The sequence below is a fragment of the Carnobacterium gallinarum DSM 4847 genome (assembly GCF_000744375.1).
GTDB lineage: Bacteria > Bacillota > Bacilli > Lactobacillales > Carnobacteriaceae > Carnobacterium > Carnobacterium gallinarum.
In genome coordinates, this window is sequence record NZ_JQLU01000005.1 from 1,795,445 (window position 1) to 1,810,604 (window position 15,160).

Consider the following 15,160-nt stretch of genomic DNA (forward strand, 5'->3'; position numbering starts at 1 on the left):
TTGATTCTCACAAAAAAGGAAGTTTTAACAAAATAATCCAATAAAAAAGCCTTCCTATCAAATTAGATAAGAAGACTTGTTGATTAAACTTTTGGTTTATTAGCGAATTCTCTTTTAGCAATTGCAGGTAAAATCATTCCTAATGCTACAAAGATAATCGGAGTAATGACATTTAAAGCAAATTGGAACACCCAAGCTTGTGGATCAGCTGCATATTCGATTTTTGGAACCATTCCTAAAATACAGGCAAATGCAGTGAAGATAAAGCACCAAGCGCCAATAACATAACCAACTTTATGGTTTTTAACAAATTTATATTCAGAAGTGAAATTTTTATGAAGACGATTTAACATCATATAAGCAAAGAACACCCATAGATAACGCAATGGCATAACAACAGCGTTTAAGTTCAGTAACCATTTGTATAAATCATTCATATTGCCAATTCCGATAGCGGGTACAATGATTAAAATACTTACCAGAATTCCAGTCATAGCATAACCGTTTACTGGAGTTCCTTTGCTATTTAATTTAGCCAATTTACGTGGAATATATTCTTCATCTGCATCTCCAAGTAAAATCTTAAGTGGAGCATCAATAGAGAAGGCCAAGGCTGAAACTTGTGCTAGTGTATTCGCAATAGCATAAAGAATCATAAAAAAGTTCCCGACGCCATAATACGTACCTAATTTTTGGAAGGCAACGTAAGCACCGTTCGCCATTAAATCATCTGGAATATTATTACTATCAAACAACATCCCCATTGCAAATGAACCAAGCAATGCACAGACCGCTACCATTGCAGCTAATGCTAACATTCCTTTAGGAAATTCTTTAGCAGGATTTTTTGTATTATTCACATAAGGCGAGATTTTTTCAGCTCCACCAACAGCAAAAACTAACATTGAGATTGTTGTAAAATAGGCAAAGTTAAAATTCGGTAGATACGTTTTAATATCGCCCATATTCGGTGTTGCAAATGAAGCACCACGAATCGATGGCGCAGCGACTGCCAATAGAATAAACAGTAATGACATGACAAACATAGACATACCCGCAATGCTTCCAATACGTTTTAATGTTGCCAAGCCTTTTGAAGAAACCCATAAAAAGGCTAAGAAAATTACTAAACTAATTAGTGACACTTGCATAGCAGGCATCGTGTTAACTAGATCACCATTTTGTTTAACGGCCCAACCAAGAGCAATTAAAATACCTTGAGGTTTTTGAGCTAAGTAGGGAATATGAACAACCCAATACGTCCATGCTGCATAATAAGCAAGGCGTTTTGTTGTAGTCTCTTTAATCCAAGTACTTACGCCACCATTTCCATCTTTAAAGGTAGACCCCAATTGACCAACAATTAATGCATAAGGAACAAAATATAATAGCATAATTAAAATCCATGAGGTAATAACTGAAATTCCTTGACTTGCATAATTGTTGACAACATTTCCTAGACCCCAAACTGAAACAAAAGCAATTAGGGCCACGTTATACCAACGTAACTTTTTTTCTTCTTGCATGTAGATAATTCTCCTCCTTATTAGGATAGAAATGTATATATATCAATCATTTCTACCATTAAAAGTAAATATAAATCAAGAGTAATTAAGCTAATTTGTTCTCATGATTTAAACTCTATTTACTGTTTTTATCATAAACGTAAACTTATATAGACACAATCTTTTTTATATAAATCTAACAATTACATGAAACTTTGATTAAGACTTTATAAGCAAATCTAAGAGAGCGCTTTTCTTGAAAGGCAAATGGCTTTTTCTTTCATAAATAAGTTAGAAATGGGATAATAAAAGAAGTCATTATAGAGGAGGAATCGTCATGAAAAATAAAGGTATTTGGTTGCTACAAACAACAACGCCCCAGCAACTAGCTAATTTAGCTGAAATTGCACCAACATATGAACTGATTCAAGGAGCAATAGGGGATTTTCCGGCTGAAAAGATTGAGATTGTTTATGGTTGGAACCAAGAAAAAGCCGGTTTTTTACTAGATTTACCAGATAGTCAGTTAAAGTGGATTCAAGCAAAATCAGCTGGTGTTGATACAATGGATTTAACAACCTTAGCTAAGTTGGGGATTACTTTAACGAATGGTAGTGGGATTCATGGGATTCCAATTGCTGAATCCGTTTTTGGAATGCTATTGGCCTATACTCGTGGAATTAAAACAGCGATTCAGCAGCAATCAGAAAGAAATTGGCAACAAGCAGATCGTTTAATTGAGTTACGTGGAAAGACTATGATGATACTGGGAACGGGTCAAGTGGGAGAAGCTGTAGGAAACTTGGCAAAGGGATTTGGTTTGAAAACGATTGGTGTGAATCGTAGTGGAGGTTTAGTTGCTTCAATGGATTATGTGATTAAACAATCGGATGTACCAGAGTATTTGCAACAAGCAGATATTGTAGTAAATATTTTGCCGCTGACTTCAGAAACAACACACTATTACAATGATGCTTTTTTTCAAAGAATGAAAAAGGAAGCAAGTTTTATTAATGTAGGTCGTGGACCATCAGTCGACACAGAAGCACTAATTAGAAGTATTCAAAATGGTCAAGTAGCTTTTGCTGGTTTAGATGTATTTGAAGAAGAGCCTCTTCCGTTGGACAGTCCCTTATGGACTATGCCAGAAGTTTTAGTTACGCCCCATACTAGTGGAATTGCAGAACATTTTAAACAGCGTTTGTTTGCTATCTTTGCTGAAAATTTAAGAGCTTATGTGGAAGGTGACGCATTGCCACGAAATGTAATTGATTATCAACGAAGCTATTAAGAGGACAATATAAAAATGTAAGAATAGAGAACTCTTGAGATAAAAAGGTGAGTTCTCTATTTTATTTTAATAAATACAATATTGTACATATGCTGTTTAACTGAATTACTTATATGTAAAGCCTTTGAATGAATTTGAGCCTATAGCATAAAAATAATGGTATCAAATTTAATCTATAAAATTGACACAGTTTTTAGAAGCTGTTATATTTCAGGAAGCGTTAAAAAACGCAAGGGGAATTTTATTATAAAAAAAAAGATTAATTAAGTAGTACAGTTAATCAGATAAATAAGGGGTGTATAATAGGATGTTTAAAGGGAAAAAAAGTTTGCTAGTGATTGCCTTAATAGCAGTTTTATTGGTAGTTGTAGCAGGATGTGCAAGTGGTGGGGGAAATAAAGCAACAAGTGAATCTAAAAAAACGCAAAATGGTTGGGAAAAGATTAAAGAAAAAGGGGTTTTAACTGTTGCAACATCAGGAACATTGTATCCAACGTCTTTTTACGCTAAAGGCAATCCTGAAATTACAGGATATGAAGTGGAAGTTCTTAAAGAAGCAACTAAACGCCTAGGAATTAAAGTAAAGTTTGAAGAGATGGGCTTTGATGGAATGTTATCTGCAGTAAACAGTGGACAAGTTGATGCAGCTGCGAATAATATTGATACTAGTGATGATCGTAAAGAAAAATTTGCTTTTTCTGATCCCTATAAATATTCATTTGCTAGTATGGTTGTACGTAAATCAGATCAATCAGGTATTCGTTCTTTAGAAGATTTAAAGGGGAAGAAATCAGCAGGTGCGGCAACGACCACCTATATGAAAATTGCTGAAAAGTTTGGTGCGGAAAGTGTTGTATATGATAATGTTACAAATGATCAATATTTAATGGATGTTGCTAATGGGCGTACGGATGTAATTCTGAATGACTATTATCTACAAAAAATGGCAATAGCAGCATTTCCAGAAATTCCTGTAGAAATTAATCCGGGTCTGTACTATAATCCTAGTGAATCAGGGCTAATCATGAAAAAAGACAATACGGAATTAAAAGCTAAAATTGACCAAGAAATCAAAGGAATGAAGAAAGATGGAACATTAAAAAAACTTTCTGAACAATTCTTTGGCGGAGCAGATATTTCTAAAAAAGCAGATATAAAAATTACCCAAGTTGTAAAGGTTGATTAATGAACGCATAGGAGGCTAGTCAGATGAGTGAGATACAATGGCAGTATATTTTTAAACCAGCTTTAGCAGTTGAAAGTCTGCCATTTATCTTACAAGGGCTAGGCTATACAGTCCTAATTTCAGTAGTCAGTATGTTGATTGGAACCTTATTAGGATTCTTTTTAGCGTTGATGCGAATGTCGAAGCTAAGACTGCCACGATGGTTAGCGCAATTGTATATTTCCTTTATGCGAGGAACACCAATGCTCGTCTTTTTATTTATTTTATATTTTGGCTTTCCATTTATTGGGATTCAATTTACGGCAACAACTGCGGCAATTATTGGTTTTAGTCTAAATAGTAGTGCGTATATTGCGGAAGTTTTACGAGGAAGTATCTTGGGGATTGATAAAGGTCAGTGGGAGGCTTCTTATGCATTAGGTATGCCTTATTTTTTCATTATGCGGCGTATTATTTTGCCTCAATCTTTGCGAACGGCAGTTGGTCCGCTAAGTAATGTGATGTTAGATTTAATCAAAGGAACATCATTGGCAGCAATGATTACTGTACCTGAAATCTTTCAACAAGCCAAGATTATCGGCGGTCGTGAATTTGATTATATGACGATGTATATTTTAGTTGCACTCGTTTATTGGGGGATTTGTAGCATCTTTACGATTTTGCAACGAATCATTGAAAAGCGCTTTTCACTGTATACAAATGAATAAATAAAAACTGAGTAACACATTTAGCCCAGTTGACTGAAAAAGTTTAACAGTGGCACTCATGGTTACTCAGTTTTCTTTTTTGTAGATTTACGTTCGATTAAGTTAAATTCTAAAGGCAATAGAGGAATATCTTTATACATAAGCTGATTAAAGATTAATGTAAATGCGTTGACAGCTTGTTTGGCAATTGGATAATCAATCGTGGTAATGTCTAATAAATGAGAGATTTCAATATTATCAAAGCCCATAATTGAGAATTCTTCTGGAATTTGATAACCTTGTCGTCTAGCTTCAGCCATTAAACCAGCTGCAAGTGGATCAGAGCTAGTAGCAAAACCATCTGGTTTAACGGTTTGTTGACGGTACCATTCAATCATTGCTTCGCCGTCTTTACTAGAATTTAATCCATTGAATTGTTGTTGTGGCCGTGGATCTAATTGATATTTTTGACAAAAATCAGCATAGGCTTTCATACGGCTTTTGGTATTTAATCCTCGAGTACTACCATATAAGTTAACAATATTGCGACATCCTGTTGCGTAAAGATGCTCTAAGCCTAACCTATAACCTTCATATTGATTCATGAAGACAGAAGGAATTGTATGTCCTGGATTCACTCTTTGCCACGCAATGACAGGTCCGTATTTCGCAAAAGGCTCAAGCACTTCCCAATCATTTAAACGAATGAGAATCACAAGTCCGTCTAATTGTTTGTGGCGTAGCATCTCAAAAGCATCTAATTCTTTTTGTGTGTCTTCACCAGTAATAAATAACGTAACATTGTAGCCTTCTTTTTGGGCAGCAATGGTAAAACTACGTAAAAAAACAGTCAAAGAATCTGAAAAGTTAGGTGCGATAATTCCAAGCATTTTGGTTGCGCCTGTTTTTAAAAAGACTGCATTGCGATTCGGCACATAATCTAATTTTTTAATAATTGTTTCGACTTTTTTACGCGTTTCTTCACTGACATAGCCATTCCGGTTAATGACTCGAGAAACGGTTGCTGAGGAAACACCGGCTAATTTTGCAATTTCGTTAATGTTTGCCATTCTTTTATCCTTCCTTTTTAATTCTCCCCTTAGTATAGCAAAAAGACTGTTTAAAAAGTAGTCTATCTAGAATTTGATTGAAAAAGAAAAGTCGATAAGAACAGAAAAAAACTTTTAACTAAAGGATTTTGTTATAATTGAGACAAAATATTTCTTGCAACCAGAAAATAAAACCGCTATTATCAAGTATATAACTATTATTGGGAGTGTATTTTATGGATCGTCGTTTGTCATTGTCATCATATATCTTTATTGGATCAATGTTATTTGGATTGTTTTTTGGTGCGGGAAATTTAATCTTCCCAGTACATGTAGGACAAGAAGCAGGTAGTAATATGTTACCTGCTACGTTAGGCTTTTTAGTCACAGGAATAGGATTACCTTTTTTAGGAGTTGTGGCAATTGGTATTTCTAGAAGTGATGGGCTTTACGATTTAGCGAGTCGAGTACATCCGATTTATGGAGTCTGTATGACCGTCTTATTGTATTTAACTATTGGCCCATTTTTTGCTTTACCGAGAACTGGAACAGTTTCTTATGAAATTGGAATTGCGCCTTACTTAGATAGTAACTATCAAAAAATTGGTTTGTTGATTTTTACATTAATCTTCTTTTTAGCTGCACTATTCTTTTCTATGAAGCCAACAAAGATTTTAATTTGGGTTGGAAAAATTTTAAATCCAATGTTTTTAGTATTTTTAGCTATTTTAATTGTAACAGCCTTTTTAAAACCAATGGGAGCTATTTCGGATATTGCGGTTGAAAGCAGTTATCAAGCAGCGCCTTTTATTAAAGGTTTTACACAAGGATATAATACAATGGATGCTTTAGCTTCTTTGGCATTTGGGATTATCGTTGTCCAAACAATTAAAGGTTTAGGTGTTAATAATCCGCGAAACATTGCCATCGATACAATTAAATCGGGTGTCGTTAGTTTAATTTTAATGGCGATTATTTACGGAAGTTTAGTTTATATTGGAGCAACAAGTGTCGGTCAATTCCCGGTTTCTGAAAATGGTGGGATTGCATTAGCACAAGTAGCTCAATATTATTTTGGTTCATTTGGTAGTATTTTATTAGCGATTATTGTTACAGTAGCTTGTTTAAAAACAGCAATTGGCTTGATTACAGCCTGTTCAGAGACATTTAGTGAAATGTTCCCGAACTCAGTTGGTTATAAAACGTATGTAGTGATCTTTACAGCACTTGCTTGTGGTGTGGCTAATCTAGGATTAACAACGATTATTTCGTTATCAATACCAGTTTTGATGTTCCTTTATCCACTAGCAATTACGTTGATTTTCTTAGGATTGCTGTCACCATTATTTAAGAATCGCCAAATTGTCTATATTATGACAACAGTCTTTACGATTTTTGTTAGTTTTGCAGATGGTTTAAATGCATTACCAGAAAATATTCGTACAGCACCTGTTTCACAAACTATTTTAAATTTCTATTCGCACTATCTGCCATTGTTTGATATTGGGATGGGATGGGTTTTTCCTGCAATTATCGGTTTAGCATTGGGTTGGTTGATTAGTTTATTTCAAAAACAAGAGTTACGATTTTAGTGGATAAATAAAAGTTTTTCTTCAATTGTTTTGATAAACAGTTGGAGGAGGCTTTTTTTCTGTCAAAAGATAGTTGCATAAAGTAGGTGAGAGATGTTCCAATCTCACCTACTTTTTTATTTAAGCTTAGCTGATAGATTCAATTTGATGTTTATGAACAAAATTAAACAGTTTGCTCCAACTAGCTTTGTTGTCTACGGCATCAAAATAAAAATAGTTTTCTTCTTTGTAACGGTATTCATAAAAATCAGAAATAATAATATCAGCGTCAGTGATATGATCGACAACCATAATATTCTCCTTGCCAAAGAGTTTGTAAAGCTGATTGTGAATATAAGATTCACCAAACATATCTTTAGAAAATTGAATATAGGCGGTTAAATGTGTTTTTTCAACTTGTGAAATGAAAGAGTAAATTAGGTTATAAATTAACGACATATGAAAATCCGTAATCACTTTGTCTTTAGTCAAAGGATGTTCAACTATAAATCGGTCAAAAAAATCTTTTCCTTTGATAAATAAGGGCGACTGTAAACTTTGAATTTCTGAGCTAATGGGCATAAATTCACTCATGTTAGAAGAATCGAAATGGATGTAGAAAATATTAGCAAAATACAAAGAGAAAAAGTATAGCAATTTGTACCTTGTTTCGTTATAATCTGAGTTTTGTTTTAATTTGGGGAATTCTATCAATAATGAGCTAATCAATTGTTTGCAGTAGTCAATTAATTCATTGTTTAGCAGAAATAATTCTTTTCCAATATCCAATTGAATTTCTTCAGAATCTCTATAAGAACTAAAAACGCGTCCCATAAGATTGAAAAAGAGACTTTCCATGTTCATTTTTTCAGGATCGTTAATTAAAGGATAACTAGTATTGAGTAACTGGACTAAGGGACGAGAGAGGTCTGTATTTGAGCGAAAGACGGAGAGTGTTTCTAGAAAAGGTTCTTCTAATTTCAGTGCTGCTTGTTTAGAAGGGAAAAAACGATGAATAACCGCTAAAGAGTATAGGTATTTAGATTGCTTGGAGACAGAGAGGTTAAAAATAAATTTTAATTCATCCTCAGTAAAACACTGGTAAACTTCATCAAGGGTTATATTTTCAAAGGGCCATTCAATTCCTTGATTTACATTCCAGAAAAAATATGTTTCAAACAAACGGATATTTGTTGCGCTACCAGAGATAAAAATGTTATCTAATTTTTTTGAGTATTCAATTTTAATGTGGAATGGAGCTAGAAATTGATTCGCTTCTAATAATAATTTATATACATAAGGTAAACTAATGCATAACATTTCCGGTAAGTCTGAAAGGTGTTTAATGGAACTTGAGAAGACTTTTTGAAGGAGCTGAAAGTTAAGTGAATTTGAGTAATAGGATAAATTCATTTTTTTTATTACATAGTAACCATTAAATGGGGTAGCGTTATCAAATCGATACTCACCACGCTTATCAATAATTTTCATTTGATTAAATTCTTTAATGGCTTGAAGATCTTCGTTTAAAGAAAGTGCATACCGCTTTAATGTAGACAAAGAAATATCCAATTTTTGGAAGATGCTATCTTTGGAGACAAAATCATCTTGTTCCACTAGATATTTAAGTAGAGCTAACTTCCCAACTTCTCTGTTATTTAGAATCATTAATTAACTTCCTTTCAATAAAATATGATTAAACATACCATGATTGTTATAAAAAAGAAAGGCAACTTAGAATCAGAGACCTGAATAAAATGCATGTTAAAATATGGATTATTAGAAAATTATGAGAATTCATTTATTCTGAAAACACCTTTAAATGCTGATATACTATCATTTTTAGACTAGTTTGTCGAATGGATTTGATTGAATTTATTGCATTTTTATATAGAGAAAAGAATCAAATTTTAGTCAAAAGAGTATATCTAATGTTGTTATTAAATGGAAAAAAATCTAAGGAAACAAAGAAGACTGCTATATCGGTATTGTGAATGTATGAACAATTAATCGGTATTGTTTTTTGAAAGAGAATTCGATCAGAATAAGAAAAAGGGTTTCATATAAATTATTAAAATTTATTGATACAATTACATCAGAAAGTAATTTATGAATATTTTGTATTTTAATTTAAATCTATAGATATTATTTTTTTTAAGAATTAATTAAATGTTAATTATTTCTATAGTCAGTTAAAAATTGGCGTTAAAGTGAAGGAATTAACAGTTTCCTCATTACTAACTGAACGTTTGGAGGGGTATAAGTAGGATGAAAAAAGTAAAGTTGCTTTATTTTATTGTCTTTCTGGTTTCAATTTTATTACTAATGGTAAGTTCCATTTTTTTTACTGCACAAGTCGTAAAAGCTAGCAGTGCTGAAACTGAGGTAGGAATTATTTTTGAACTAGATGCTAATGGAGGAAGTACTGTTGATTCAACAATTCCAAAGCCAAATCCTGGAGAGGGAAATCAAGGCAATACAGGATCAAACTTTCCTCAAACAGGAGAGAAAAAATCATTGTTTTATAGTTTTATCGGATCTTGGATTTTAATGATTCTATTTGTAATCATTTTAATTAATAAAAAAAGAAAAAGGGGAAATTAAATTATGAAAAAAGGGAACTTGGTTACTGCTACATTACTTTTGTCAATCGGATTACTTTCACTATCGACTACAGCGGATGCAGTACCATCAGATGCCGAACTTATTTTGCAAACAGGGACAGCACCGGGAACGGGCGTCGTAACATTAGATCAAGCACCAAATTTTAAATTTGGTCCAGAAGATATTGTTGGTGGCGAAGTAGTTTATACAACTAATGCATTAAATCCAATGGCTGTTTCAGATTCTCGTGGTACAGGTGGTGGTTGGGAAATCAAAGCCAATATTACTTCATTTACAGATACTTCAGGGACAAATCCAATTACATTGATAGGAGCTGAATTTATTCTTCCGGCAGTAACTCCAACATCTCCAGGTGGCAGTGTAAAACCAGATGATGGTGTAGAAAAAGTTTTAAATACTCAAGATCAAATCGTTCTTACGGCAAAAAGTGGCGAAGGACTAGGGATATGGGAAGCACAATACGATTTAGCAGGTATAAAAGTTCCAAGTGGAAATTACGTGGGTACGTACAAGGCTACAATGGAATGGACTGCAATCGCAACAGTTTCTCCATAATCGATAAAAGGTTCAAATACTAGTATAAATGAGGAGATTATGATGAAAATATTAGCGTTGACAACAGCTGGATTGTTGGCAATAGGATTTGCAGCAATTCTGGGAGGGAACTTAGTTCAGGCAACACCAACTTTTAATGATGCAATAATTGAATTGAAAAGTGGTGGTGAAGCACCAAATCCTCCAGTTGACCCAAATAATCCAGATAATCCGGTTACTCCAATTGATCCAGATAATCCTGGTACCGGAAACTCAGGCCCGCTATCAATTGATTTTGTTCCAGCTATTAAGTTTGGTACTCGTAAAATCTCATCTAAAACTCAAGTATATTCTGCTTTAAATGAACACCCATATGTGCAAATTACAGATAAAACGGGGAGTAGGAAAGGCTGGACATTAACAGCTACTGCAACGGACTTTATTAGTGGGGAAAATAATAAGTCCAAAATATTAAAAGGTGCTCAGTTGTCTTTCTTAAAAGGGGAAACGAACACAACCAGTTCTAATGTTTCAAATGCACCAGCAATTTCACAAGAGATTGTTTTTTCTAACAAAGATTCACAAGTAGTTATGAATGCTGAAGCTAACGCAGGTCGGGGGACCTGGGTTAGTGTTTGGTCGGGAGAGGCAACTGATAATCGAAAGATGCGTTTATCCGTATTGCCTGGCTCTGCTGAAGCAGGTGCATATAGTTCAACGATTACTTGGACCCTAGTTTCTGGATCAGTAGTTCCATAAGTGTTCATAATTACGGTATTCATAAGGAGTGGCTTAGCATGAAAAAAATCTTATTTGTTCTTGTTCCTATTTTCTTTTTCTTTGTTTTAACGACGGAGATTAAAGCTGAGGAAGTAAATTATAGTGTACGTGCAATTATTCCTGAAAATCAACAGGATAAAAGCAAATCTTATTTTGACTTACGAATGAAACCTGGAGAAAAACAAGAAATTACTCTAGCATTGGATAATTCTTCGGATAAAGAAACGGTATTAGAGATTAAAGCTAATTCTGCTATCACCAATCAGAATGGAGTAATTGATTATAAAGGCACCAAAAAGAAATCCGATTCGACTTTGCCTTTTAATTTTTCAGAAATCATCAGTGGTGAAACAAAGGTTACATTACAGCCAAAGGAAACTAGGAATGTGACTTATGAGATTACAATGCCAGAGAAATCTTTTGATGGAATGGCATTGGGGGGATTATATGTAAAGAAGTTAGATAATGGTCCAGAAGATGAAGAGGCTCAAAAAAATGTTCAGATTAAGAATGTTTTTTCGTATGTCATCCCTGTAGCAGTAAAAGAAACAAATAAAAAAATTGAACCAGAGCTAAAATTAAATGAAATTAATCCAAATTTAGAAAATTATCGAACAGTGGTCACTGCTAATCTTCAAAATAGTAAGCCGAAACTAGAGAGTAATTTATCAGTGAAGGCTGAAGTTACGAAGAAAGGCAGTTCAACTGTTTTGCATAAGGCTGAAAAAAATTCAATGAGCATGGCGCCTAACTCCAATTTCGATTTTCCAATTAGCTGGGATAATCAAAAATTAGAAGCAGGAAAATATACGTTAAAATTAGATGTATCAACTTCTGATGGAAACTGGAATTTTATCAAAGATTTTGAAATAAAATTAGCAGAATCCAATAAGCTAAACAAAGCAGCTGTGGAATTGGAAGAAGATAATTCGCTAGCGTTTATAATACTGGGTGCTTTAGGTGTGATGATCATTGTATTATTGATTATTCTTATTTTAAAAAAAAGAAAAGAACAACGTGTAGATACTATAAATGACTAGGTATCTGGATTAATAAAGAGGTAAAAGCTTGAAAAAAGTATAAACGCATCGTTCATTTTTATTGGGGGACCGTTTTACCGTTAAATAAAAATGAAGATGTTTCTCTTACGAAGAGTGAAGTTCAAACTACTTAATTTGTTTCGTTCCATTCTATGAACAAGACAGATAGTGGCTATTATTAAATTGAGAGCGACAGTTAAAAGGAAACATTCATACGACAATCAATTATGGGATGTAGAGAAATTTAAAAAAAGGGAAATTGATAGCACAAATAATCATCTGATTTTCTTAGTAGTTCCTACGAGAAATTGGAATGGAAAGTAGTCAAACATTTATCTTAATTTGAGACTGAAGCTAGATCTAGATGCAAGGAAGCTACCTTATATTTAGCTGTCATTTTTCGATAATAAAAGGATAAGGAATAAATTTTATTAATAGCCGAGGTAGTTTTCAGCTAACTGAATCTAACGAATAATCGCCTTATTGTGAAAACAAAAAAACTAAATCCAGGTGGATTGAAATGTAGATGTAAGGACATTTTTATCTGGTTTTTTAGGGGGAAATAAAGTGGGAAAAAAAAGTTGGTTAATTGGAGTAGCGAGCATGGTTTTTATGTTGGGCATAGGAACGACTACAGTCGAAGCTACAAATGAAATTTCACCACCTGACAATATTGATTTAAGGACAGTTTTTATAACACCAAATAATTCTACAAGTGTAGTCACTAATGCAAATCGTGGCAGTATTCTTGAACTAACTAGACCAAATAGAAGTGGCGGAGTTTGGTCAAAAGAAGCAGATAAACTAGATTTATATAGCGATTTTGAAGCATCGATGTATATTTATTTTGGAAATGATGGGAAGGATACTGGTGATGGGCTAGCTTTTGTCCTACAAAATGATCCAGGAGGTAACAGTGCATTAAAGACTAGTTTTCCGTCACAATTAGGTATTTGGGAATCTCCTTTTATTGGTGGAGGCTTTGCTATGATGAACAGTTTTGCCATTGAAATTGACACATTTTACGATGAATACTTTGATAGAGGTCAATATGATCCAGGAGGAGGAGGGAACCCAGCTAGAAAAGAGAATCATATCGCTTGGAATTTTCCAAATGTGGCGTCATCCTATGTGGTTAACGGCCCAAATAGAACGTTAATACACCAAAACCGCGCTTATCCAGGCGGACTATCTACTGATAAGTGGTATCCATTCACCGTAAAATGGTCAGCTAGTAGAAGGCAAATTACTTATCAGTTTGGTGATTTAGCTCCTGTGGTTGCGCCTATTTCTAATCCAACTGCCATATTTGGAACCAATCGGGTTTTTTGGGGAATTACAGGTAGTTCTATGAAAGGAAATCAAATCTATCGGATTGCTTTTGATAAATTGCCGGGTGCGGTAAAAGCAGGAGCTAGGACAACGATTACGCGAAAAAGTACTAATGAGAATATTGCTGGAAAGGTTGTAGATTCTGGTGAAACGCTAACCTATCGTTTAGATGCAAATTTTATTTCTGGAATAAAAAACTGGGAAGGTATCGTTGCAGAAATGAAATTATCTAAGGCTGTTGAATTTGTGCCAGGAAGTCTAAGAGGGAAATTAGCCGTTGGAGGAGAAGTTCCTCTTAGTAATGATTTAGTGAAAGATGGTTTCTTAAAAGCACCAATTGGTACCTTATCAGGGAATAGTAGGATTGCGTATGTTTATTTTGATGTCGTTGTAAAATCGAATCCTGAAACTAATGATGTAACTGAAAGTAGTAAATTTTTAGGAACGAATCATATAGAAGCAAGCAATGAGGTGTCGTATAAAATTAGTCAAAATCAACCTCCAAGCTTAACTTTAGTCAATGAAAATACGGTTCAAGAAATTTCTTCAAATACGAATTATGACGTAACAGGAACATGGAAAGATCCTGACGGTATCAATGGAACTATTTATTATCTAGTGAATGGCAAGGAAGTTGGAAAAAGTGATGAGACCAGCTCTGGAATCAATCAAGATACCCCTTATAGTTTTACAATTCCAGCGGCGGAACTTAAACTAGATAGTGAAAATGAACTAGAAGTTTATGTTGTCGATAAAAATACTATGAAGTCCCAAAGTAAATCGCTTAAAATTAAAGTTTTAGCATCTATACCTGTTATAACGCTTGATTTAGCAAGTACAACTATTCCAATAACTGATGATTTTGATTATGAAATAACAGGGACATGGAAAGAAAGTGATAGTCCATGGGTTGATTTATATTATAGTGTAGGTCAGAATCCTCCAGTACAATTTGCGACAAACGTTCCTAATTCTGATCCTAAAGGTCAATTCATTAAGTACAAAACAAGTATCCCTAATACTCAATTCACATTGGGGGCTAATCTAGTTTCTGTTTATGCAAAAAATTCCGATGGACGGCTATCAAAAAGTGAAACTCTGACCTTAGATGTATCCGGTAGTTTAAAATTCACGAACGTTTCTCCTAAGATTAGTTATGAACTAACCGAAATTCCGAAAAATAAAGTGACAGTCAAACGGAATAATGATTGGGACATTCGAGTGAAAGATACCCGTAATTCAGGAAGTCAATGGCATGTAACCGTGGGATTAAGCAAAGAATTTACCAATCAAAATAAGCAAACTTTGACAAATGGCTTGTTTTACAAAACAGCGACATCTACAGAAACATTTTTAAAAGAGGGTGAGTCTATTGTAGCATTTTCAAAGACAACAACAGATGTTCAAGAGGTTTCAATTAATTGGCCTGATAAGGAAGGGTTACTGATGCAAGTGAATCCTGAAGACTATATTGGGAACTATCAAGGCATTTTAGAGTGGACGTTAACTAGCGGTTCCCCTTGATTTACTTGGTAGGAGAAAAATAAAATTATGTAGCTAG

Annotated in this window: 12 protein-coding genes; 9 read left to right on the top strand and 3 right to left on the bottom strand. The window is 34.0% G+C overall.

The window, feature by feature from the left end:
• Positions 1 to 83: 83 nt before the first annotated feature.
• The gene (locus BR43_RS13125) at positions 84 to 1,526 is read right to left on the bottom strand and encodes an amino acid permease (protein WP_034562669.1); all 1,443 of its coding nucleotides are present in this window, start codon (positions 1,524 to 1,526) and stop codon (positions 84 to 86) included.
• Positions 1,527 to 1,842: 316 nt separating this feature from the next.
• Here BR43_RS13125 and BR43_RS13130 point away from each other — a divergent pair, with 316 nt between their 5' ends.
• The 3 genes from BR43_RS13130 to BR43_RS13140 all read left to right on the top strand — a co-directional run bounded on the left by BR43_RS13130 (position 1,843) and on the right by BR43_RS13140 (position 4,689).
• A complete protein-coding gene (locus BR43_RS13130; RefSeq protein ID WP_034562671.1) occupies positions 1,843 to 2,796 on the top strand; it encodes a phosphoglycerate dehydrogenase in 954 nt (317 codons plus the stop codon).
• Positions 2,797 to 3,103: 307 nt separating this feature from the next.
• Complete coding sequence (locus BR43_RS13135; protein WP_034562673.1) at positions 3,104 to 3,982, top strand: transporter substrate-binding domain-containing protein; 879 nt, start codon at positions 3,104 to 3,106, stop codon at positions 3,980 to 3,982.
• Positions 3,983 to 4,005: 23 nt separating this feature from the next.
• Positions 4,006 to 4,689 carry an amino acid ABC transporter permease gene (locus BR43_RS13140; RefSeq protein ID WP_034562675.1) on the top strand — a complete coding sequence of 228 codons (684 nt, stop codon included), beginning with the start codon at positions 4,006 to 4,008 and terminating at the stop codon, positions 4,687 to 4,689.
• A gap of 62 nt (positions 4,690 to 4,751) precedes the next feature.
• Here BR43_RS13140 and BR43_RS13145 read toward each other — a convergent pair whose 3' ends face one another.
• Positions 4,752 to 5,738 carry a LacI family DNA-binding transcriptional regulator gene (locus BR43_RS13145; protein WP_034562677.1) on the bottom strand — a complete coding sequence of 329 codons (987 nt, stop codon included), beginning with the start codon at positions 5,736 to 5,738 and terminating at the stop codon, positions 4,752 to 4,754.
• Positions 5,739 to 5,953: 215 nt separating this feature from the next.
• Between BR43_RS13145 and brnQ the strand changes: the two genes are divergently transcribed.
• A complete protein-coding gene (brnQ, locus tag BR43_RS13150) occupies positions 5,954 to 7,309 on the top strand; it encodes a branched-chain amino acid transport system II carrier protein (protein WP_034562679.1) in 1,356 nt (451 codons plus the stop codon).
• 126 nt (positions 7,310 to 7,435) lie between these two features.
• Here the strand turns inward: brnQ and BR43_RS13155 are convergent, their stop codons facing one another.
• Positions 7,436 to 8,905 carry a helix-turn-helix domain-containing protein gene (locus BR43_RS13155; RefSeq protein WP_169741060.1) on the bottom strand — a complete coding sequence of 490 codons (1,470 nt, stop codon included), beginning with the start codon at positions 8,903 to 8,905 and terminating at the stop codon, positions 7,436 to 7,438.
• 651 nt (positions 8,906 to 9,556) lie between these two features.
• On the opposite strand from BR43_RS13155, the gene BR43_RS13160 reads away from it, so the two are divergent.
• The 5 genes from BR43_RS13160 (at position 9,557) to BR43_RS13180 (ending at position 15,123) form a co-directional block, all read left to right on the top strand.
• Complete coding sequence (locus BR43_RS13160; RefSeq protein ID WP_034562683.1) at positions 9,557 to 9,892, top strand: LPXTG cell wall anchor domain-containing protein; 336 nt, start codon at positions 9,557 to 9,559, stop codon at positions 9,890 to 9,892.
• A 3-nt stretch (positions 9,893 to 9,895) separates the two neighbouring features.
• Positions 9,896 to 10,468, top strand: a complete 573-nt coding sequence (locus BR43_RS13165) for a WxL domain-containing protein (RefSeq protein ID WP_034562685.1) — start codon at positions 9,896 to 9,898, stop codon at positions 10,466 to 10,468.
• 39 nt (positions 10,469 to 10,507) lie between these two features.
• The gene (locus tag BR43_RS13170) at positions 10,508 to 11,206 is read left to right on the top strand and encodes a WxL domain-containing protein (protein WP_084679937.1); all 699 of its coding nucleotides are present in this window, start codon (positions 10,508 to 10,510) and stop codon (positions 11,204 to 11,206) included.
• Positions 11,207 to 11,244: 38 nt separating this feature from the next.
• Positions 11,245 to 12,267 carry a WxLIP family cell surface protein gene (locus BR43_RS13175; protein ID WP_051933960.1) on the top strand — a complete coding sequence of 341 codons (1,023 nt, stop codon included), beginning with the start codon at positions 11,245 to 11,247 and terminating at the stop codon, positions 12,265 to 12,267.
• Positions 12,268 to 12,834: 567 nt separating this feature from the next.
• Positions 12,835 to 15,123 carry an L-type lectin-domain containing protein gene (locus BR43_RS13180; protein ID WP_034562689.1) on the top strand — a complete coding sequence of 763 codons (2,289 nt, stop codon included), beginning with the start codon at positions 12,835 to 12,837 and terminating at the stop codon, positions 15,121 to 15,123.
• Positions 15,124 to 15,160: the final 37 nt, after the last annotated feature.